The organism is Alteromonas sp. 009811495 (assembly GCF_028865455.1).
GTDB lineage: Bacteria > Pseudomonadota > Gammaproteobacteria > Enterobacterales > Alteromonadaceae > Alteromonas.
Window position 1 is genome coordinate 243,128 of sequence record NZ_CP113972.1, and the last position, 22,284, is coordinate 265,411.

15 protein-coding genes are annotated in these 22,284 nt (G+C 44.0%); 9 read left to right on the top strand and 6 right to left on the bottom strand.

The annotated features are described in order from the left end of the window. The first annotated feature begins 164 nt into the window (after positions 1–164). The 7 genes from OZ660_RS01110 (at position 165) to OZ660_RS01140 (ending at position 8,919) form a co-directional block, all read left to right on the top strand. A complete protein-coding gene (locus OZ660_RS01110; RefSeq protein WP_274742277.1) occupies positions 165–1,220 on the top strand; it encodes a UDP-glucose--hexose-1-phosphate uridylyltransferase in 1,056 nt (351 codons plus the stop codon). Continuing rightward, entirely contained in the window at positions 1,213–2,352 is a 1,140-nt protein-coding gene (gene galK, locus OZ660_RS01115; protein ID WP_274742278.1) for a galactokinase, read from the top strand. Before OZ660_RS01110 ends, galK begins: the two co-directional genes overlap by 8 nt. A 337-nt stretch (positions 2,353–2,689) precedes the next feature. Next, positions 2,690–4,252, top strand: a complete 1,563-nt coding sequence (locus OZ660_RS01120; protein ID WP_274742279.1) for a sodium/sugar symporter — start codon at positions 2,690–2,692, stop codon at positions 4,250–4,252. Positions 4,253–4,482: 230 nt separating this feature from the next. After that, positions 4,483–5,067 (top strand): single-stranded DNA-binding protein, encoded by a 585-nt coding sequence (locus tag OZ660_RS01125; protein WP_202263219.1) that lies wholly within the window; start codon positions 4,483–4,485, stop codon positions 5,065–5,067. A gap of 210 nt (positions 5,068–5,277) precedes the next feature. Next, positions 5,278–6,183: a hypothetical protein gene (locus tag OZ660_RS01130; protein ID WP_274742280.1), complete on the top strand. Its 906-nt coding sequence runs from the start codon at positions 5,278–5,280 to the stop codon at positions 6,181–6,183. A gap of 161 nt (positions 6,184–6,344) precedes the next feature. Then, positions 6,345–7,628 (top strand): alpha/beta hydrolase family protein, encoded by a 1,284-nt coding sequence (locus tag OZ660_RS01135; protein ID WP_274742281.1) that lies wholly within the window; start codon positions 6,345–6,347, stop codon positions 7,626–7,628. Positions 7,629–7,830: 202 nt separating this feature from the next. Continuing rightward, positions 7,831–8,919 (top strand): tetratricopeptide repeat protein, encoded by a 1,089-nt coding sequence (locus OZ660_RS01140; protein WP_274742282.1) that lies wholly within the window; start codon positions 7,831–7,833, stop codon positions 8,917–8,919. A gap of 57 nt (positions 8,920–8,976) precedes the next feature. Here the strand turns inward: OZ660_RS01140 and OZ660_RS01145 are convergent, their stop codons facing one another. The 6 genes from OZ660_RS01145 to glpK all read right to left on the bottom strand — a co-directional run bounded on the left by OZ660_RS01145 (position 8,977) and on the right by glpK (position 19,581). After that, positions 8,977–11,106, bottom strand: a complete 2,130-nt coding sequence (locus tag OZ660_RS01145) for an alpha-galactosidase (protein ID WP_274742283.1) — start codon at positions 11,104–11,106, stop codon at positions 8,977–8,979. 90 nt (positions 11,107–11,196) lie between these two features. Next, positions 11,197–11,943 carry a SapC family protein gene (locus OZ660_RS01150; protein ID WP_274742284.1) on the bottom strand — a complete coding sequence of 249 codons (747 nt, stop codon included), beginning with the start codon at positions 11,941–11,943 and terminating at the stop codon, positions 11,197–11,199. Between the two features lie 15 nt (positions 11,944–11,958). Then, positions 11,959–13,506 carry a tryptophan halogenase family protein gene (locus OZ660_RS01155; RefSeq protein ID WP_274742285.1) on the bottom strand — a complete coding sequence of 516 codons (1,548 nt, stop codon included), beginning with the start codon at positions 13,504–13,506 and terminating at the stop codon, positions 11,959–11,961. Positions 13,507–13,542: 36 nt separating this feature from the next. Further along, positions 13,543–14,979: an SLC5 family protein gene (locus OZ660_RS01160; protein WP_226434097.1), complete on the bottom strand. Its 1,437-nt coding sequence runs from the start codon at positions 14,977–14,979 to the stop codon at positions 13,543–13,545. A gap of 66 nt (positions 14,980–15,045) precedes the next feature. After that, the gene (locus OZ660_RS01165) at positions 15,046–17,790 is read right to left on the bottom strand and encodes a TonB-dependent receptor (RefSeq protein WP_274742286.1); all 2,745 of its coding nucleotides are present in this window, start codon (positions 17,788–17,790) and stop codon (positions 15,046–15,048) included. A gap of 306 nt (positions 17,791–18,096) precedes the next feature. Next, complete coding sequence (gene glpK / locus OZ660_RS01170) at positions 18,097–19,581, bottom strand: glycerol kinase GlpK (protein WP_274742287.1); 1,485 nt, start codon at positions 19,579–19,581, stop codon at positions 18,097–18,099. A 163-nt stretch (positions 19,582–19,744) separates the two neighbouring features. Between glpK and OZ660_RS01175 the strand changes: the two genes are divergently transcribed. Together OZ660_RS01175 and glpD are read left to right on the top strand one after the other, a co-directional pair. Beyond that, positions 19,745–20,503 (top strand): DeoR/GlpR family transcriptional regulator, encoded by a 759-nt coding sequence (locus OZ660_RS01175; protein ID WP_159627194.1) that lies wholly within the window; start codon positions 19,745–19,747, stop codon positions 20,501–20,503. Between the two features lie 242 nt (positions 20,504–20,745). Next, entirely contained in the window at positions 20,746–22,278 is a 1,533-nt protein-coding gene (gene glpD / locus OZ660_RS01180) for a glycerol-3-phosphate dehydrogenase (RefSeq protein WP_274742288.1), read from the top strand. Positions 22,279–22,284 lie beyond the last annotated feature (6 nt).

Here is a 22,284-nt window from a genome sequence, read left to right on the forward strand (position 1 = left end):
CACTGGGAAAAAGAAAACTAATTGTTATGAATTTAACAAATATTTTTCTTTGTTACAGAATTGATAAAAAGGGATTCTTAATATACTATTGTTGGGTAAACGTTTAACCCTTTTGTCTCTTGTTGTGTTCAGACCACGATAAGGCCAATTCAGAGAGAGTGAATATGGGAACGCCATTTGATCCTACTAATGATCCGCACCGTCGATTTAACCCGTTACTGGGTGAATGGGTGTTGGTGTCACCGCATCGTGCAAAACGCCCTTGGCAGGGTCAATCTGAAGAACCAAACAATGAGCAAAAACCGTCTTACGATGAAACCTGTTATTTATGCCCAGGTAATACTCGGGTAAACGGTGAAGTAAATCCGACCTATACAGGGACTTTTGTTTTCGAAAACGATTTTGCCGCACTTAAGAAAGACACTGAGGTTACCAGTGAAAAGAAAGGGCTCTTTCAGTTCGAGACAGAGCAGGGATGTAGCCGCGTTATTTGCTTTTCTCCTGATCACAGCAAAACACTTCCCGAACTTACAGACGAAGAGCGCGCAGAAGTTGTTGCTTGCTGGCAAGCACAAACCAAAGATTTAGGCGAAAGCTATCGCTGGGTGCAAGTTTTCGAAAATAAAGGCGCTATGATGGGGTGTTCGAATCCACACCCTCATGGGCAGGTTTGGGCACAACAGCACTTGCCTACTGACCCTGCTAAAAAGCTTGTCCAACTAACGCAGTATTATGCAGATAATAATACGCCGCTTTTAGCCGATTACGCCGAACAGGAAGTGGCTAAACAAGAGCGTGTTGTTTGCCAAAATGATGATTGGGTTGTTGTTGTACCTTATTGGGCCGCCTGGCCATTTGAAACCTTATTACTACCGCGTTTTAACGTTCAGTCGATTCCCGAACTAAACAAGGAACAGGCTTTTTCACTGGCGCAAATCATCGGTGATATCACCGCGAAATATGACAACTTGTTTGACACTTCTTTCCCTTATTCAATGGGCTGGCACAGTGCGCCATTTGACAATGAAGCACACCCAGAGTGGACACTACATGCGCATTTCTTTCCACCGCTTTTGCGTTCGGCAAGCGTTCGCAAGTTTATGGTTGGCTATGAAATGATGGCCGAAGCACAGCGTGACCTAACCCCAGAGCAAGCAGCAGACAGACTTAAAGCACTTTCAACTGTGCACTATAAAAAACGTGAGAATGCGAATGGATAACCAAACACTATCTTCAACTTTTCAGCAATATTACGGCGAAGCGCCGACGCTTGTTGCCCATGCACCGGGACGTGTAAACCTTATTGGTGAACACACCGATTATAACGAAGGTTTTGTTTTTCCTGCTGCGATTAACTTCGGCACGTGGGTTGCTGCCTCAAAACGCGATGACAACGAAATTAGTGTTACCGCAATGGACTATGATAATCAGCAAAACCAGTTTGCGTTGTCAGATATTCAGTATGACGAAGAGCAAGGTTGGGCTAACTATGTTCGCGGTGTGGTTAAAGTACTTAAAGAAAGCATGCCTGAATTTGGCGGTGCTAATTTACTGGTAACGGGCAATGTGCCGCAAGGTGCCGGTCTTAGTTCCTCGGCGTCGTTTGAAGTAGCAATACTCAAAGCAATAAGTGCATTGTACGAATTACCGCTTGATGGTGTTAAAGCGGCGTTGCTAGGCCAAAAAGCAGAGAATACGTTTGTTGGTTGTTCATGTGGCATTATGGACCAATTGATTTCTGCGATGGGCAATGAGGGCATGGCAATGCTTTTGGACTGCCAGTCTTTAGCGATTGAACACTCACCATTACCTGATTCACATCAAATTGTGATTATCAATTCAAATGTAAAACGCGGTTTGGTAGACAGCGAATACAATTTGCGTCGCCAACAGTGTGAGCAGGGAGCGTCACTGCTAGGGGTAGCGTCGTTGCGAGAAGCTAACATTGACATGCTGGAAACAGCGAAAGCGCATATGCCTGAAGTAGTATACCGTCGTGCAAGACATATTATTACTGAAAATGCGCGTACGCTTAAAGCCAGCCAAGCGCTGAAAAACGGCGATATTGCAACCGTGAGCAAAGCCATGGCTGAGTCGCATGTTTCAATGCGAGATGATTTTGAAATTACAGTACGCCCTATTGATTACTTAGTAGAAATAATTGATGAAGTTTTGGGGACGTCTGGTGGCGTGCGCATGACTGGTGGTGGTTTTGGTGGTTGCGTTGTTGCGCTTGCACCTACTGACAAGGTTGAAGCCGTTAAGCAAGTGGTCGCCAACAAATACTTTGATGAAACAGGGTACAACGCCGACATCTACGTTTGTACCGCTACTCAAGGTGCTTTCGCCTAACAGACTTGTTTTATTACTCCTTTATATCAGAACAATCTATCCCGTACGGTTGTCTGTGTCCCTTAAGCCGCATCATTGATTGCGGCTTTTTTTATAAAAACGCTAATTTGGAACAATTTAGTTAAAAAAAGTAAACAAAGTGTGATACTAATATTATCCGCAATGTGAATGCGATAAATGTTCTCCATTTTTACATGCATCGCATAGCGAATTGGCATCTTTTAAAGATGCGACACTGGTGTGGCAAAACCTTAAGAATAATAAAAACAATTTTTCACCTGTGTACCCTGCATTGACTTAAACCGCCGCACCCAAAATTAGAACTTTGGGAAAAACTATGAAATTAGCATCATTAGATATCACGTTGTTTGTGATATACGTCGTCGCGCTTATTGGTATTGCGTGGTGGGTATCACGTGAAAAGCAGGGTCACGAAAAAGATACCAACGATTACTTTCTTGCAGGCTCAAGCCTTCCTTGGTGGGCAATTGGTGCATCGCTTATCGCTGCAAATATTTCGGCAGAGCAAATTATTGGGATGTCCGGCTCGGGCTATCAATTAGGTCTTGCGATAGCGTCCTATGAATGGATGGCTGCCATTACATTGCTATTAGTTGGTAAGTTCTTCCTACCCATATTTCTTAAGCATAAAATTTACACCATGCCGCAATTTTTAGAGCAGCGGTATGATCATCGTGTAAGAAAAGTGATGGCCATTTTCTGGTTAGGCGTTTATGTATTCGTTAACTTAACTGCCGTATTGTGGTTAGGCGCCTTAGCCATAAATACTATTTCTGGCGTAGACATGATGTATGGCATGATGTTCTTGGGCTTATTCTCACTGGCTTATTCGCTATATGGTGGACTTAAAGCGGTCGCACTGACAGATATTATCCAAGTTGTGCTATTGGTGTTTGGCGGACTGTTTTTATCATACACTGCGCTTAATCTCATTAGTGATGGAAATGGGGCGCTGCAAGGTTTTGTCGACTTAACCAATAAATTACCTGAAAAGTTCGATATGATTTTGTCGAAAGACAATCCGCACTATATGGACTTACCTGGTATCTCGGTATTGATTGGTGGCATGTGGATCATGAACCTTTCCTATTGGGGCTTTAACCAATATATCATTCAACGAACATTGGCAGCCAAAAGTGTGCAAGAAGCACAGAAAGGTATTGCGTTTGCGGCATTCCTGAAGCTACTTATGCCACTTATCGTTGTGTTGCCAGGTATTGCAGCTGTGCTTATCGTACCTGATCTGCAAAAGCCTGACCAAGCCTATCCAAGTCTTATGACACTCATGCCTGTTGGCCTAAAAGGTATTATTTTCGCTGCGCTTGTTGCCGCAATTGTATCTTCACTCGCGTCAATGACTAACAGTGTCTCTACCATTTTTACTATGGATTTGTATAAAGATAAGCGTCCTAATGAATCGCAACAGCATTACGTGAAAGTAGGGCGAATTGTTAGTTTTGCGGCACTGGTTATTGCTATGGTGGTTGCGAAGCCACTGCTCGGTAACTTCGACCAAGCATTCCAATATATTCAAGAATTTACAGGGTTCTTTACACCTGGCATCTGTGCTTTATTCGTACTGGGCATGTTTTGGAAGAAGACCACTGCAAATGGCGGTCTTTTGGCTGCGCTGGGCTCATTTGTGCTAAGTATCGTGTTTAGAGAGTTTTGGCCAGAGTTGCCCTTTATCGACCGTGTAGGACTTGTTTTCTTGCTATGTGTAGGTTTAGCCGTGGTTGTCTCTTTGTTAGAGAAAAAAGGGGTAAGTGAAAACGCTGTCGACCTAAACGAAGTGCAGTTTAGTACCACTACTGGCTTTAACGTGGCATCGCTTGCGGTTGTTCTGCTTACCGCAGCGTTCTATATTACATGGTGGTAATGGTTAGGCACTAAGTCATATCTCAAAACAAGGCGAAAGTGCAGAAGACGCTTTCAAAAAATGTTGTTAGCATTTAATAAGAAAGCCAGAGTCGGTGAAAAACTTCCAATTTTGTCGATAAAATACGATATACTAGCCGGCTAATACCGATGAACTTTCGCGCTTGTTGCAGTTGTGCTGCTTAGTACAGTAAGGCAATAAGCCATACACAAACGTTACAGGAGACATCAATGGCAACGAAAGGCGTTAATAAGGTTATTCTTGTTGGAAACCTTGGCAATGATCCTGAAGTTAGATACATGCCTAACGGAAACGCCGTTGCGAACTTAAGCCTTGCAACTAGCGAAAGCTGGAAAGATCAACAAGGTCAGGTTCAAGAGCGCACTGAGTGGCATCGCCTTACTATGTACCGTCGCTTAGCAGAAATTGCCGGAGAGTACCTGAAGAAGGGCTCACAGATTTACGTTGAAGGTAAATTGCAAACGCGTAAGTGGCAAGACCAACAAGGTCAAGATCGCTACACAACTGAAATCATCGTAGATCAAATGCAAATGCTAGGTGGTCGCGGTGGTGAAGGTGGCGGCGGTAATGGTGGTTATCAGCGTCCTCAAAACAATCAAGGCGGTTACAACCAAGCACCTGCACAAGGCGGCTATAATCAAGCGCCGCAGCAAGGTGGTGGCCAACAAGGCGGTTACAACTCAAACCAAGGTGGTGGTTATAATCAAGCGCCTCAAGGTGGTAACCAGTCTCAGCCTAAGACACCACCAATGGCAGAACCAGACTTCGATTTTGATGACGATATTCCGTTCTAAACTCGAGCAGTTCTACGCAATTTAAAAAGCCCTTCTTTGAAGGGCTTTTTTCGTTTAACGACTTATGTGTGAGACGCATGTCCTGTAATCATGAAGTGATTACTCTAGAATTTGCGCTCTTTTTTGATCGTTTTTTAGGCATGTATTTTGTTGAAAATAGTTTCAATGCTTTTATTTAAAAGTGTAATGCTGGTTGTGTTGGCATTTTGTATGCCCCAACACGTCCAAGGCCATCAGATAGAAAATACTGAGAACGACAAACCTACGGCTGTTTGGTTGCGACCACCTGAAGTAGGCATGCAAGTTGACGGCGTAGAGATTAACGATGGCCCCTTATTCAAGAATATGTCTTACTTGGCGTCATATTTGCCGCAATATACGCACCGCTTTGAAACCTATCCGATAAAACGCGCATGGGCAATGATTAGCTCAAACAGTGACCCCAGTATGGTGTATTGCTTTTTTGGTGCGTCTTATCGGGAAGACCGCTTAGCGTGGGGGTATTTTTCCGAACCAACATCCATTAATTTGCCCCTATTAATGGTCACGTCGTCTGAACTCAATCAAGCCATAAAAAGCAAAGAAGCAAGCCAGGTGAGCGATGATGAAAAATTGTATGAAAAGGTTTCTCTGCAAAGGTTGCTAGAAAAGCGCTATAAAACGGTACTCTATAACGAAGTAAAAAACGCCTATAGCAACGCTGTAAAGCAGTGGGGGAAACCCTTTAACATTGTTACATTGAATGGATTAGGTAAAGATTTAGGGCTCCACACTATCGAACTTATAGAGACTGGACGCATAGATTTTGGTTACGTTGGTCATAAAGAACTTAATAGCCTGATACCGGAACAATATTCTTCAATGGGCGTTTATCAAATCTCTGAATTATCGAATGAAATACGCGGAACAAAACGGCTGTTTTGTGCTAAAACAGAACTGGGTAAACAGGTGACTGAGTCGCTTAATCAAGCACTTCTAGACATTAAGGAAAGCCACATTGCAAGCCGAGAACTTCGCGAAATTAACTTCGTTGCTGATGGCTATCCACAGGTGCTAAAGCCGATATTTAATAAACGTTGGGAAGATGCGGAAGATACATTCGATATTGCTGACTAATTCATGTATCTAAAGGGGATACGTTTACCTTAATGACGCAGTGCTGTATTAGCACGCCTTATTGCCAAAAATAAGCAATAACAATGTTGTCAGTCTTGTTAACCGCCATAAGCAGGGTAATATTACTTATTGCCTACAAATTACCCGTAAAGTTAATAATTATGAAAACGTTATCCCTTTTCTTTGGTGCAAGCCTGCTAGCGTCGACCGCCGCTACAATGCCTGCTTTTGCCGCTCAAAATCTCTACAAGCCCTTTCCTGCTGATGTTATGCCCGAGCTCAGTGCAGATGGTGCGTACAACGTTGGGGTTAAAACGGTTGAAGCTACCTACCCTCAGTTAGTACCAGACTTTGTAAAAGGACAGGCAGAACGAAGCCTTATGCTTGAGGTGTGGTACCCAACCAAAGAAGAAACTGTGCTAACACAATACAGTGACGAAACACGCAGCGGCATAACGTTTGAGGTGCAAGCTAACGCTTATCGCGATGTTGCTATTGCAAAGACAGAAGCCAAATATCCAGTCATCGTTATCTCACATGGATATACAGGTTATCGCACGTTAATGCACTACCTTGGCGAACACTTAGCGTCACATGGCTATGTGGTAGCTGCCATCGATCACACCGACTCAACCAACAAAGATGTTAACTTTGCTGAAAGCCCATATTCTGGTTTTCCAAGCACACTCCTTAACCGTGCTAAAGACCAAGTATTTACCCTAAATGCAATAACAGAACACCCATTTTTTAAAGACAGTGTGGATAGTGAAAAAGCGGGGGTGATCGGCTATTCCATGGGAGGATACGGCGCAGTAAGCACTGTTGGTGGGTGTTATGCATTTAATGATACCACTGCCGCTACTTTTACTGGTACACAAGACCCAGCCGCTGTCCAATTAGTGAAGCAGGCCTTAAATACGTGTGCTGGTGGAAAAGAAAGTAATGATGCGGTACTACCGTCGTGGAAGGCGGCCTTAGCACTGGCTCCGTGGGGTGGTCAGCATCAGTTATTTGATGTTCAGTCACTTAACGATATTAAGGTACCTGTTTTATATGTAGCAGGTGATAACGATGATATTTCGGGTTATGACGGTATCCGTTGGTTGTTTGACAATACGGGGAACTCTCACACTAAACTTCTTACCGTTAAGAACGCGCGCCATAACGTAGCTCCGCATCCAGCACCTAAAGAAGCCTACGGTAGCGAATTTGATTTGGGCAGTTACATCGAGCCCGCTTGGGAAGTGCAGAAGCTCAATGCCATTAATGAACACTTTGCATTGGCACTTATGAACTGCCACGTAAAGCAAATGCAAGATTACTGTGAATTCTTAAACGTGTCGGGCAGCAGTGACCAAGTGCCTGTTGGTGGCGAAACACCTGCACCATGGAAAGGGTTTGACAATCGTTGGGCGCTCGGATTGAAGATGGAAAGCAAGCCGTAAATCACTCAGCAACTTTTAACTAAAAAAAACGGGCTCACCAATTGAGCCCGTTTTTCTTAAACATGCTTTTTGTTACAAATAATCGATGGAAATTTGTTCAGGCTAGGTTAATTTAGCGTTATCTATCTTAATACAAACGCATTCAATGCCACTAGACATTGCATCTACCACTAACATTGCACCTATTACAAAGGGACTTGGAATGAACGTCAAAAAAGTATCTTCACGTTTGTTATGTGCGGCAGCCGTATCGATTGCACTTACCAGCGCAGGCGCGTTCGCGCTAAATAATGACAGCATAAAAAATACAGATAGCACGAGTATTGAGATGCTTGATGCACGTTTTAAGCAAGGTGATTATGAGTTCGTCATAGAGGCGCTTGAAGATGTGAAGGCGAAAACGCCCAAGCAATACAATATACTTATTTCTGCGCTAATGAATATAGACCTAGATGACGCCGAAGAAGTGGCTGATGAATTTGTGAAAAATTACAGCAACGATTACCGTGCTTATCACACTCACGCGAATGTGATGGGGGCGCAAGCATCCAACAGTATTTTCTCTGCACTTGGCTATGCTGAAAAGGCCAAGCAGAGCTTGGAAACTGCCGTTACGTTAGCACCTGATGAAGTCGGTGTATATCAAGCGCTCATGCAGTTTCACCTAATGGCCCCCTCTATTGCTGGGGGAGATATGGATGAAGCTGAAAAGCTTGCTGATAAAATAGCCACCCTCGATGCCCTTGAAGGGCAATTCGCCAAAGCGAAGTTTTACCTTCAAGACGATCAGGTAGACAAGGCCGTCGAAATATATGCCACCCTTGCTCAGCAAAATGAGGCAAAGATCCGCGCCAACCTTGAACTAGGTACGCACTATTTAACTGATGAGCGTTTTCAAAAAGCCTTCGAAACCTTATCAGTTTTGTTGAATGAATCTGTAGAGACTGTGACAGATAAAGAATCTGAGCAGTGGGAAGCTTACGCTGAAAACAAAAGCAATTTGCTTTATGGCAAGTACCGCATAGGGCTCCTTGCAGTGCAAAGCGGTGAATATACAGATAGCGGCATAGCTGCACTTGAGCAATATATTGAAGAGTACAATACCACAAGTATTGAAACTGCCCACTTGCCAAGTATGAATTGGGCTAACTTGCGTTTGGCCGAGCTTCGGTTAAATGCCAATGATGTTCAGCAAGCGAAAGCGACCTTGTCACAAATTAGCGGTGAAGAAGACAAGCGGTTTGCCAAAATATTGAAAGGACTTAAAAAGCAAATAAAAAAGCGAGCTTAGGGCACACATCCTAAACCCGCTTTTTGTCGGGACAACAAAAATGTTTGGCTTGCTACATTACACCGCTTTAACCGTGTAAATCAGCGCGGTTTGAGGGAAAAGTACAGGAAGTTGCATACCGTATTTCATCAATACTTCACCAGAGAATACCTGTCCGTCGGTTTGTTGCAGAATCGACGGCGTATATTCTTTTAGCTTCTCTGGCCATACGCGCTCGACAATGTATTGCTTGCTGGCATCAAGACCGGCAAAGTAAAAACGAGTTGGTGTAGTTCGAAGGGTTTCTTTCACGCTGTTATAGGCAAATATGCCTTCACTTTTATCTTTTGACATATACCCAAACTTCACGTTCAAGCCGTCGTCATCCAGACGATATAAGTCACCATTATGGGTAATGTGGCGATACTGCTTGTACAGTGAAATGGCGTCTGTTAGTACTTTTTGCTCGTGCTCGGTAAGCTCTCGCGGATCCATCTCAATGCCCATATGGCCAAATAAAGCGACAGCACTTCGGATTTCAATAGGCAAGTTGCGCCCTGTAATATGACAGTCGCGCGGGCCTACGTGAGCGCCCATTACTTCTGAAGGGAAAAAGTATGAGAAACCGCGCTGAATATATAAGCGGTCTAGTGCATCGTTAGAGTCTGATGTCCAGAAGCGATCTGTGTGTGGCAATATGCCTAAATCTACGCGTCCGCCACCTGAACAACAACTTTCTATTTCAATGCCTGGGTGAGCTGCTTTAACACGGTCTATAAGCGAGTATAACGCGGCCATTTGACCGTGCATTGCGGGTTTACCTTGAAGGTTGCCCGGGTGATTTACATCGCGATTCATGTCCCATTTGATATAGCTGATTTTCGGATATGCTGTGAGCACATCGGTAATCACCTTATAGAGATATTCAACGACTTCTGGGTTAGTTAAGTCGAGGACATACTGATTTCTAAATGGAACCTGAGGGTTGTTCTCGGTTTGTAATGCCCACTCAGGATGAGCGCGGTACAAGTCGCTATCTGGGTTAACCATTTCAGGTTCGAACCAAATACCAAACTCCATGCCTAAGTCGGTAACGTGATCAATAAGCCCATCTAGACCTTGCGGATAGATTGCTTCATCGACAAACCAATCACCTAAGCCTGCTTTGTCGTGTCGTCTTCCTTTAAACCATCCGTCGTCTAACACGAATCGCTCTATGCCTAATGGAGCAACTTTGTCTGCCAGTGCTTTTAACGTGTCTTCGTTGTGGTCAAAGTAAATACCCTCCCAGGTATTGTAGTGAACTGGGCGAGGTTTAGAGTCAGCACTGTGGTTGAGTATGTTGGTGCGAACAAAACGATGAAACTGCTGTGAAAGTGACGAAAAGCCAGCACCACCAAAACCGGTGTAAAGTACTGGGGTGGTATAGCTTTCGCCCGCAGCCAAAGTCACTTCACCAGGAAACAACAATTCGCCAAACTGCACGTAACTTCTTCCGTCAGCCATTAATTCTGCACGAAGTCTATGATTTGCCGATGCACCTAAGTGGTAACCGTAACATTCGCCTTGCAGTTCACCCGTGCCAGGCGCAGAGGCGATCAAACCAGGAAAGGTATCATGTGATGTCTTACCACGACGGTTTTCGCGAACATAACTACCAAAAAATAGATCGTGATCGGTAGTCTGAAACTCTGCCGACCAACGTCCTTCAAATGTCTTAATTTTAGATACCGTGGTAGGTAGAGGAAGGCTAGCTGCGTTAAGATAATGAAGATTTAACGTGCTATCCCCGGTATTTTCTAGTCTCGTTACATACTTTACGACCGATGTGTGGTCATCGAGCTCGACGGTTGTTGTTAATCTCATGCAGCGTGCTTCGTCGGTTGCAATAAATGCCACCGCGTTGTCTGTGCGATTAATTTTCTGAAGACTGAAGCCAGCTGCCCATTGATCGGTGTTGCCGGACACTTCTAAGCCAGGTTGTCCTGTCCAACCTTCGCCGTGTGTTGGCACGAGCGTAATTGGTGGCTCAATCACAGGTGCGCACTTTGCTTCTTGGCGCGTGTTTAACACACTTAGCATTTCAGGCGTTGTCGCGCTACTTAAGGGTGCACCATAATAAATAACTTTTGGCATTCGTCCCTGACAGTCAAAGATAAGTGTGGTTTTATCGTTCGAGAGACGAACGAATGAAGAAAGTGACGACATAAAAACCTCTTTAAACACCACATTGAACAATGCGGTGTGAGTAATGAAAGTAAATCGGTTAAAACTGCTTAGTAATGAGTACTGCTTCTACTATTGGGAAAGCTTAATGCCAACTTTCTCAGCAGGATTGTCGAAGCGTTGAGTTAATTGTACCAACCGGTTGTATTGACGAAGGGAAAGCAACATAGCATTGATTGCCATTGCTATACCTTGCTGATGAAAGCGCACAATTGTTGCCTCATCAAGCTTAGCAAACTTTTCCTCGTTGATTGACAATAGGTCGGTCGATGTGACGGTTTGACCATCTTTAAGCGTTAACGTAACTGACAGTGGTGACAATAAATCGTGCTGCTTCAAAATGGTGATAAATGTGTGAGCCTGCTGCTGGCCTTCAATTAAATTGCTCAAGCATGCTTGATAGTGTTTAAGCGTATGCGTTGGTTCACCGTCAGATGAAAACAATGCGTATTCTTTATCGGCTTTGTCTTGTACTCTATCTGATGAATCGTCAACTAACACGGTGACTTTGTTGTTATCAATAGCGAAGTTAAATGGATACGTTTGGACACTCAGCGGAACAGCATGGCCTTGCCATTGGTTTTCTGAACAAAAAAGATTTCCATAGGTTTCAAAACCAACTACACCCGCCAGTGATTGTTTGTCTGTCGCTTCGTCGTTCACAACAACAATAGGCAAACATCCGCTCAGCGACGCCAATTCATTAAACCCAATATTGACTAGATTAAAGTTTTTAGCGTGAGCAAAGCTGTTGTCTGGTTGTACCGAAATCTCGCGATGTACCTTGGTATCAAGAGGAATAAAATTATAGGTATTCATAGAAGGTCCGATTCCTTAAAAAAAGCGTTCTATTAACCCGCGATGAGAAGGGAGACGTCCTTTCAACTGATCAACTAGCGAGTGGTTTAATTGGAATTGCTTTGTTGCGAATGTTTGTTGGTTCATTGTCCGCATATAGCCGCGAAGTGAATGTGAAGAGTACTGAGTGTCAGACATTCCATAGAGGATATAGCGATAGCTTTGTGCACTAAACACATCATGAGTAGAGGGGAAGTCACTATCCAAAATGGGGCGATGACGCCACTCTTCTAATAGGCAAGCAAGTTGTTCAGGTATGCTCTGGGCACTGCGGTTGTCTTGCCAAAAAGGAGTTTGGTTATTGCTTAGCACATAATGGAGCTTCAAGAATTCAATAGTCCGCTCCCACATGTACGTCAATGAGCTATTGAAGCGACGTTGAGCGAAATGCATGGCCGAAGTGTCGGTAGGCAGTTGCTCAGCCAGCATGGCAGCGCTCTGCTCTATTAACATCAATGCCGAGGCTTCAAGAGGTTCCAAAAAACCACTCGACAGGCCAATTGCCACACAGTTTTTTACCCAAAATTGTTTTCTATAACCAGTCTTAAATGAAATAGTTCTAAACGAACCTTCATCAACAGGCGCGTTAGTCAACGAACGAAGATAATTGGCAAACGTTTCGCTGGCTGCATCGGTAGACTGGTAGTCACTCGAAAATACATAACCCGTGCCTCTTCGATGTTGAAGACCAATATCCCAAATCCAGCCGGCTTCTTGTGCGGTGGACAATGTATGACATGCTATTGGCGCGTTGGGATTATCGTAAGGTAGTTGACTAACAAGAGCAGTATCAGCGAACAACTGATGCGAGGCATCTTGTATCCCAACGCCTAATGCTTTTTCAATCAATAGCCCTTCAAAACCTGTGCAGTCAACGAAGAAATCACCCTGAAGTAGACCATTCTTCTTTGTTTGAAGCGCTGCAATACCGCTGTTATCTTGCTCAACCGACACCACATCATCTACGATGTGCTCAACCCCTAACTCCTGCGTGCAATGTTCCCGTAAAAGCGTGATAAATTCGCCAGCGTCGAGGTGGTAGCCATAATTAGCGACGAAAGACTGATTGCCATTGGCGCTAACTTTCGGCGCTAATCCCGCTTCGCATAGGGCCGGCTGAAAGCAAACATCATGGGCATATTGCCCTTTATCCGCGTCTTTCAGCAACCAATAAGGTGATATGTCTAATCGTGCTGAGCCCTGCGGTGCACTAAAAGGGTGATAGTAAGCATTTGAAGCCTCTCCCTTATGCCAGTTTACAAATTTACTGGCTTGCTTAAAGGACGCACTGGCCTGCTTGATGAGTTGTGATTCACTTAAGCCAATTGAAGATAACGTGTTGCGCATGGTAGGCCATGTGCCTTCTCCAACGCCAATTGGGTGCACAGTGCTTGATTCAATTAACGAAATAGAGAGGCGCTGACCACGATCATCGCTAGCGCCATATTTAGCCGCCAATATGCCGGCTGTCAGCCAGCCAGCAGTTCCACCGCCTACAATAACAACACGATTTACTTGTGACATAAGCGAGTTTCTCAGCACCCTTAAATGATTACTGTATTAGTCAATCAATCTACCACGCCACTGTGCCTTTTGCTTAAACAGTGCTTTATTTAAGAATAGAGCTAGGGCGATACAGCACGCCAATGTGATAGGCATTAAGTGTATATAATGTAGGCCAAACGGAGCGTGTACAAAGCTAAAGTAAGAATAAAGACCCACGCCGAAGACGACAGATATTATTCCCGCATATGCGTTTACATTGTTAAAGAGTAAGCCCACAACAAAAATTGATAAGACAGGCATACTGATTAGCCCCCACAATTCCTGCAACAAGTTAATAATACTTTCCGCTTGTGCGTAGACAGGTACCATTAATAGCGAAACTATAGTTAATAGCGCGGTAACAATCCCACTTAAGCGCGCAACATTCGGTTCTTTTTGAAAGTAAGCTTCGTGAATATCACACACATAAAGGGCAGTAGCTGAATTCAAATTACTGTTGTAGGTAGTTAGCACTGCCGCAGCCAATGCCGCTGCGAATACACCTGATAGCCAACTGGGTAGTACGTCACCTACAATTGTGCCATAGGCTGCATCGTTGATGTCGCCGTACAGTTTGAATGAAATAATACCCGGTATAACAATGATTGACGGTACTATAATGAATCTGATTATTGCTGCTGCATATACCCCTTTCTGCGCTTCCTTCAAATTAGGGGCTGCCATTGCTCGTTGAGTGATAACTTGGTTCGTTCCCCAGTAAAACGCCTGAATAAATATCATGCCTGTTAGCAACGTATGCCACGGAAGCGGAGAGTCGTTATCACCAATCAAGGTGAGGCGCTCTTTCGGAATACCAGAAAAGTCAAAGTCGATGGCGAATAGGGCAAGCACCACAACAACAATTGCCATTGTAAGCAGTAATACGCCTGAATAAGTGTCTGATACTGCAACCGCGCGCAAGCCGCCGAAAATAGCATAAAGTGCACCGATTAAAGCAAAAGCGGTTGCTACGTACATGAGCGGTAAGTCTACGTTGAACATATTAATCATGAACAGCGAGCCCGAGTAGATCACTGCAGGCATGAAAATAAGGCTACTTCCTAAGAAAAATAGTAACCCAATAAGTGCGCGTATATGTTTGTTGTTATAGCGCATTTCGAGCAGTTCAGTTGTGGTTGTGCAATTGTAGTGGTAATAAACTGGTAGAAACACTTTTGCCAGAATGATGAGGCCGATTACTGCAGCGAATTCCCACCATGCAAGTAATGCCATTTGATTACCGTTCATGCCCACAAGCTGATCGGTGCTTAAGTTTGTTAATGTAATTGAGCCCGCGACGAAAACCCATGTGAGTCCACCACCAGCTAGGAAATATTCTTTGTTTTCGTTGGCTTTACTATGCCCATGACCGCGACACTTTAAATAGGTAAGAAGGCCAATAAGCGCGGTAATAAAGATAAAAACGATAAGTTGGGTTAGGCTGCCTGACACGAAAAACTCCTCAGCAGTATAAAGGTAAAAAGGGGGCGCAATGCCCCCTTAACAGTCTAATGATAATTAGAAGCTAGCACGTACACCTACTGCGTAACGTGCACCATCTGCAACTTGTTGTACAAATTGCTCAGAGAAACGTCCGCGACGTGTAAGCTCTTCGTCGGTAATGTTGATACCTTCGAAGAATACCGTTAGAGACTCGTTAATGTCATAGCTTACACTCATATCAACCTGAGTATAAGTTTCTGTGAAACGAGGCTCTGTTCCGCCTAGTGAACTTACTGCTTCTTGCATGAAGGTTTCACGGTTGTTTAGTGCAACACGTGCCTGGAATGCATCTTTTTCGTAGAACAGGGTGATGTTCTGTGAGTTACCTAGACCTGGAAGGCTAAATTCTGCGTCAGAATTTACGATAGTAGCGTTAGCTTGAATACCAAAGCCACTTTCTAACGTGTGCAACCACGCTAATTCTAAACCTTCTACTTCAAGGGTTTCACCGTTACGTGGACGAAGTACGCTAAATACATATTCACCACTTTCTAGGAACAGTGACTCATCTTCTACGTCGCCAGCAATGAAGTCTTCAACTTCTTTGTTGAACGCCGCCGCTGAGAAGTAACTTGTATCATCGTAATAGTATTCTAGTGATACGTCCCAGCTTGTTGCGCTGTATGGCTGTAGTGCTGTGTTACCCGCTTGCGCTTGTAAGTTTCCTGGACGTGAAACAGTAACGTTAAATACTGGTACTAGGTCGTCCATCATCGGGCGAGTTAACGTTTCTGAGTACGCATAGCGTAAGTAAAGATCGTCAGTTAACTGAAGCTTCACGTTAACGTTCGGTAACAATGAAGAGTAGCTGTTGGTTTCATTGATTGCAGTACCGAAATCTGTTTCATAAACGATGTTCAAATCTGAAGGATCGTTTGGAATTGGCTCTAGATCTCTAACAACCTGACTTGTGCCATCAACAGAGGTATCTGTTTCGCTGTAACGGAAACCAAAGTTTATGTCTAAAGGCATGTCAGAAACTTCTGTAGAGAAGTAGAACTGAACATAAGCACTTAGTACTTCTTCAGTAACCGCGAACGAGTCATTGCTAGGCTGTGGGTTGGCGATATTAGTTGCGTCAATAGTCGCACGAACATCATCAAATGCTAGGCCTGTTGCATCAGAGATTTGTTGAACCGCTGCATCTGAAGTTGCGTAGTTGAAGAACGCCTCAGGATCGTAAGTTAACCACTGATTTGGTACACCGCTGAAGTAGTTCTTTGCAGTAAATAGCGTTAACAATTCGTCAGGTAGGTCAAAGTTGTAACCACAGTATACGTTACATGCAGAGGCGAATAGGCGAGTATTCGTTTTTTCACGATCTTGATAATAAACACCAAAATCTGCTTTGTAGAACGCATTGTTTGAATCTGGAACCCAAGTGAAATCTGCGCGGTACTCAGAGATAGTATCTTCTACGTCGAAACCATTGCGCTCATTGTAGTGCATACGGCCTAACGAAGGTGTTTGTAATGCTGCATCACCGCCGGCTACTGAAAGCGTTGGTGTTGAGCCAGAATAATCAACACTGTATTCGTTGTTGTAACCTACAACAGTAAAGAAGTTCGCACCACCACTAGAATCTTCAGCCGTTGAAGTTGAAATATCGATGTTTGCGGTAAGGTTGTCGTTAACAATCCACTCGAAGTTAGCGCCAAATGCCTGAATATCTACGTCTCTACCGTAACGGCGACGGATAAAGTCAGTTGCACCACCTACACCGTCTACAACAGTACTGGTTACACCAGAAAGGCTACCATTGTCTGTGAAAGACATATTGTCCAAGTTGCTATCAGAGAACCAGTGACCCACACTGTGTGCATCCGAATCAACCTCAAACTTTGAATACAAGCCGTCTAACGTTAGCGTCATGTCATCATTTGGCGCATATTGAACAACAAGTGTACCTGAGGTTCTTTCACGATCGACAAGGTCAACAATCTGGTCAAAGTTTTGCGGGATATACACACCGTTAAATTGCGCACTGTCAGCGTAAGCTGGGTTATCAAGCTCAGAACGGTTAGTAATACTTACACCTGGACGCCAGTAGCGCGTTTCAAGCATGTTTGTTTGCAGTTCACGCTGTTGGAATGAAGCTGCGGCTAGAACACCTAGCTTACCATCCATAAAGGTATTGGTGATGAGGCCAGACATTTGTGGTGATGTTTCTTCAGAAATGTCTTCGTACATGCCTTTCACACTGGCTACAGCTTTAAAGCCGTCAAACGCGAAAGGGCGTGCAGTAGTGATTTCAACAGTAGAGCCAATACCACCTTCTTGCATTGATGCTAGCGGGCTTTTGTAAACTTTAGCGCCACTGATAAGTTCAGCAGGCAAAGTATCAAAACTAAACGCACGGCCTTGGTTTTCCGTAGCAATTTGACGTCCATTTACTAACACAGTATTGAAATCTGGACCAAAACCACGAACAGTAATAAATTGACCTTCACCACCAGAGCGGTCAATTGCCACACCGGTGATTCTTTGCAGTGATTCGGCAACGTTTTGGTCAGGGAACTTACCTAAATCTTCAGCAGTAATACCATCATAAACAACGTCTGATGCTTTCTTATCAAGCATTGACGCTTTAAGTGAGCTGGTAAAACCTTTTACTTCGATAACTTCCATTTGCTCTTTTTGAGAATTATTTTCTTCTTGAGCGAATGTAATTGGAGCGTGTAGGGCAGAGGCGATAGCAACACCTAAAAGTGAGCGTCTCGCAATTGGGCCTAATTGTGATGTGTTAATTTTATGTGTCACTGTGTTTTCTCCGTGAGTAGGCTACGTTTTAACGTATTTAGCACTAAAACTACGTTTTTAGTATGTGCGGATCAAGCTTATTAACATTACTTTTACACATTTAACGTTATATTTTCGCGATTATTATTTGTAACTTTATGAAAAATATAACGTTTCTGTTTTAAGGTAAAAGGTGAAACGTTTACCTTGTTTCCAATACTAGCACAAAATGACAATGTAATTACAATGTTATAAAAAAATTTTTTTGTATAAAAAAAGTGCGGGCTATAACCGCACTTTATTAACAATCAGAAAAATAAGCAGAAATTAGCTACAACGAATGCGCTCTACAGCAGCTTTCCAGCCGTCATATGCCTGATCTCGCTCTGCTTTAGAAAGTCTTGGTGTGAAAACGCTATCACTTCTCCAACATTGAGTGAGATCATCAACACTGTTGAAGACGCCAGCTTGCAACCCTGCTAGAAACGCGGCGCCTAACGCAGTGGTCTCAGTGACTTCTGGGCGTTCGACTTCCGCACCCAAAATATCTGACAAAAAGCCCATTACCCAATCGTTTCGCGACATTCCACCGTCTACACGTATATTGGTTGGTCTAGCGCCATCACTTTCCATGGCCTTTTGTAAGTCTTTAGTTTGATAGCACACCGATTGAAGGCCTGCGGCCACGATTTCACTAATTCCTGTGTCTCGAGTTAATCCCAGAATGGCTCCTCGTGCATCAGGGTCCCAATAGGGCGCACCGAGGCCAGTAAAAGCGGGGACTAAAAATACGCCATTGTCGCGTCTTGCTCGCTGAGCAAGCGCTTCAGTTTCTGCGGCATCATCAATGAGTTTAAGACCGTCGCGTAACCATTGCACGGTAGCGCCGGCCATGAAAATACTGCCTTCAAGCGCGTAGGTAGTTTTACCATCAAGTCGATAACCTACAGTAGTAAGCAATCTATTCTTTGATTTAAGTGGGGCATCGCCAGTGTTAAGTATCATAAAGCAACCTGTGCCATAGGTACTTTTGGCCATGCCTTTTTCAAAGCAAGCTTGTCCCACTAATGCGGCTTGTTGATCGCCTGCAACACCTTGAATAGGCGTGGCGCTACCAATAATACTCTCTTCAATCACGCCAAAATCTGCGGCGCAATCCATAACTTCAGGTAACATTGATGGTGGAATGTTGAACGTAGAAAGCAGTTTGTCGTCCCAACATTGCTTATTGATATCAAACAGCATAGTGCGCGATGCATTGGTCGCGTCTGTCTTGTGAGACTTTCCACCAGTTAATCGCCAAATAAGGAAGGTATCAACAGTACCGAAGAGTAGCTCGCCATTCTCAGCCTGTGTTCTAGCGCCCTCTACATTATCTAGAATCCAGGCGACTTTAGTTGCTGAGAAATACGGGTCGAGTAACAACCCTGTGGTCTGTGTAATATAATCGACTAGCCCTTCATCATTACTTAACTCACGGCAAAGTTGCGACGTGCGACGGTCTTGCCAAACAATGGCAGGATACACTGGCTTACCCGTTTCTTTATGCCAAACCAGCGTGGTTTCTCGTTGGTTAGTGATACCAACCGACGCGATATCTGCAGGTGTAACACTACACTTGTTGAACACTTCTTTTAAGGTGGTGACAACGCTTTCCCAAATTTCTTCAGGGTCGTGTTCAACCCAACCATCATTGGGGTACTTTTGTGAAAACTCTTGTTGAGCAATACCCTCTATTTTTCCATTTGGAGAAAAAATAATACTACGTGAGCTTGTTGTGCCTTGGTCAATGGCAAGAATATGTTGTCCCATGACGTCACTCCTGAAGATAGTTTTCATAGAGTTTGCATCATTTACACGGGATTAACAACGCTATATTTTCGAAAACGAACATTTGATTTTCGAATTGGCATGGGAAGTTGAAACAGAAGGAAGTATACTGACAACTCCATTTTTACTCATAACGGTATGCTTGATGAACCAAACGCAAAGGCACGAAAAAATTGTTGGATTAATTAAACAACATGGCTTTATGTCTATTGATGATTTGGTCACCGCGTGCGACGTGACACCTCAGACTATCCGCAGAGACTTAAACCAGTTAGCCGAAAATGGTGTACTCAGCCGTTATCACGGTGGTGCTGGCCTTAATCGCAGCTGGGAAAATACGCCTTATCAGGAAAGAAAAACGCAAAATAGTCAGGTTAAAGAGAAAATTGCAGAAGCCGTTGCCGCAATGATCCCAGACGGTGCCTCACTGTTTATCAATATCGGTACGACAACCGAAATGATTGCCACAAAGTTGCTTAATCACAAAAATTTGCATGTTGTGACAAACAACATTCATGTAGCCACTATTCTTTCAGCCAAAGAAGACTTTTCGGTGATTATTGCTGCAGGTGAGGTGCGCTATCGCGATGGCGGCATAATTGGTGAAGCAACCTGTGATTTTATCAGTCAGTTTAGAATGGACTACGGTATTATTGGAATCAGTGGGATTAGCGCCGATGGCGCACTTCTCGATTTCGATTTTCGTGAAGTAAAGGTGTCTCAAGCGATATTGGAACATACGCAGCACGTGATTTTGGCTGCTGACTATAGCAAGTTTGAGCGTCGCGCTATGGTTGAGCAAGGCCACATATCACAGGTAGATTGTTTGGTTTGCGATAAAACGCCGCCGCCAAGTATCAGCAAAATTATAGAAGAAAACAAAATCACCTTTGTAAAGGCATAATCATTTTCTTGTCATAAACCCCACTCACACTCATTTTACCTTCTTTATTTTAAGTAGATTTCTGCGGTTTATACGCGGTGCTAATCGCGGCCCAATTCTAGCTATTCATTCATCGGCCAGTATAACAGCTGGGTTTGGTTTTTAATTTTCTTTAATGTTCGAAAATGTTCGTTTTGTGTTGACATGTTTTCTTTTTGGTTGTCAAATAGCCAAATAAAAGAATGGCCGTAAAGGGGCATAACATGAATCAAAGTAAGCAAGCAGACAAAACCGTAGACGTACTCGTCGTCGGTGGTGGTGTTAATGGCGTTGGTGTTGCACTTGATGCAGCAGGTAGAGGGTTGTCTGTTGCTCTATGCGAAAAAGGCGATCTTGCTGGTGCGACTTCATCATCAAGTAGCAAATTGATTCATGGCGGTCTTCGCTATTTAGAACACTATGAGTTTAGACTTGTAAAAGAAGCCCTAGCAGAGCGTGAAGTTCTGCTTCAAAAAGCGCCACACATCATGTGGCCATTGCGTTTCAGGCTTCCTCATCAAAAGCACTTGCGTCCGGCTTGGATGATTCGAATTGGCTTATTTTTGTATGACTCACTGGCTAAACGAAACATGCTCCCGCGTTCAAGAAAGGTGTCTACAACGCCCCAAGGTCCGCTAGTCAATGAGATTTCGACCTGTTTCGAATATTCAGATGGTTGGGTAGATGACGCACGCCTAGTGGTGCTAAATGCACTCGCGGCTAAGGATCAAGGGGCAGACATTTACACTCGCACAGAGTGCGTGAGCGCAAAAAAGGATGGCGCACTATGGAATGTGGAATTAAAGACGCATTTAGGGAAAACGTTTACAGTAAAGGCGAAATCAATTGTTAACGCTGCCGGTCCTTGGGCTGTTTCGTTTTTAGATAGATTGGTTGATGTTGCAAACCCCAACGCAATGCGCATGGTTAAAGGCAGCCACTTTATTGTGCCGAAACTCTACGATAGTGAAGAAGCCTATATTTTGCAGAATAAAGACGGGCGCATAGTGTTTGTGATCCCCTACGAAGGTGATTTCTCCTTAGTGGGCACAACGGATGAAGACTATAAAGGTAACCCTTCACAGGCGTCTATCTCTGACGAGGAAACTGACTACTTAATTGATGTAGTAAATAACTACTTTAAAACCAAGATAAGTCATGGCGATATTGTTCACAGTTACAGCGGTGTGCGTCCTTTACTTGAAGAAAAGAACGCCTCTGCACAAGAGTTGACGCGTGACTACAAAGTTGAGCTTAAAGGTGAGAAAGGCGCGCCGATTTTACTTAATATTTTTGGTGGAAAGATTACGACCTACCGGAAATTAGCTGAGCATGCGGTTGATAAACTTGTCACCTGCTTCCCGAAAGCAAAGAAAGCATGGACCAAAGAAGTGCCGCTACCCGGCGGCGCATTTGAAAGCCAAGCATCGCTGGTGGCTGAGTTAACTCAAACCTATCCATGGTTGCCGATTACTCAAGCGCAGCGCTATGCAAGACAGTACGGCTTATTGTGTAACAAATTCTTGAAAAATGCCTCGTCACTCGATGAATTAGGCACAGACTTTGGGGCAGGGTTATACCAAGCAGAAGTTGACTACCTAATTAATCATGAATGGGCCATGTCACTGGAAGACATTATTTGGCGCAGAACAAAGCATGGGCTGCGTTTAACTGAAGAACAAAAAGCAGAGCTGGCTACTTATATTAGTGCCAACGTAGACGGCGAAACGCACAATGTCGAATTAGCTAGCGCCTAATTCACA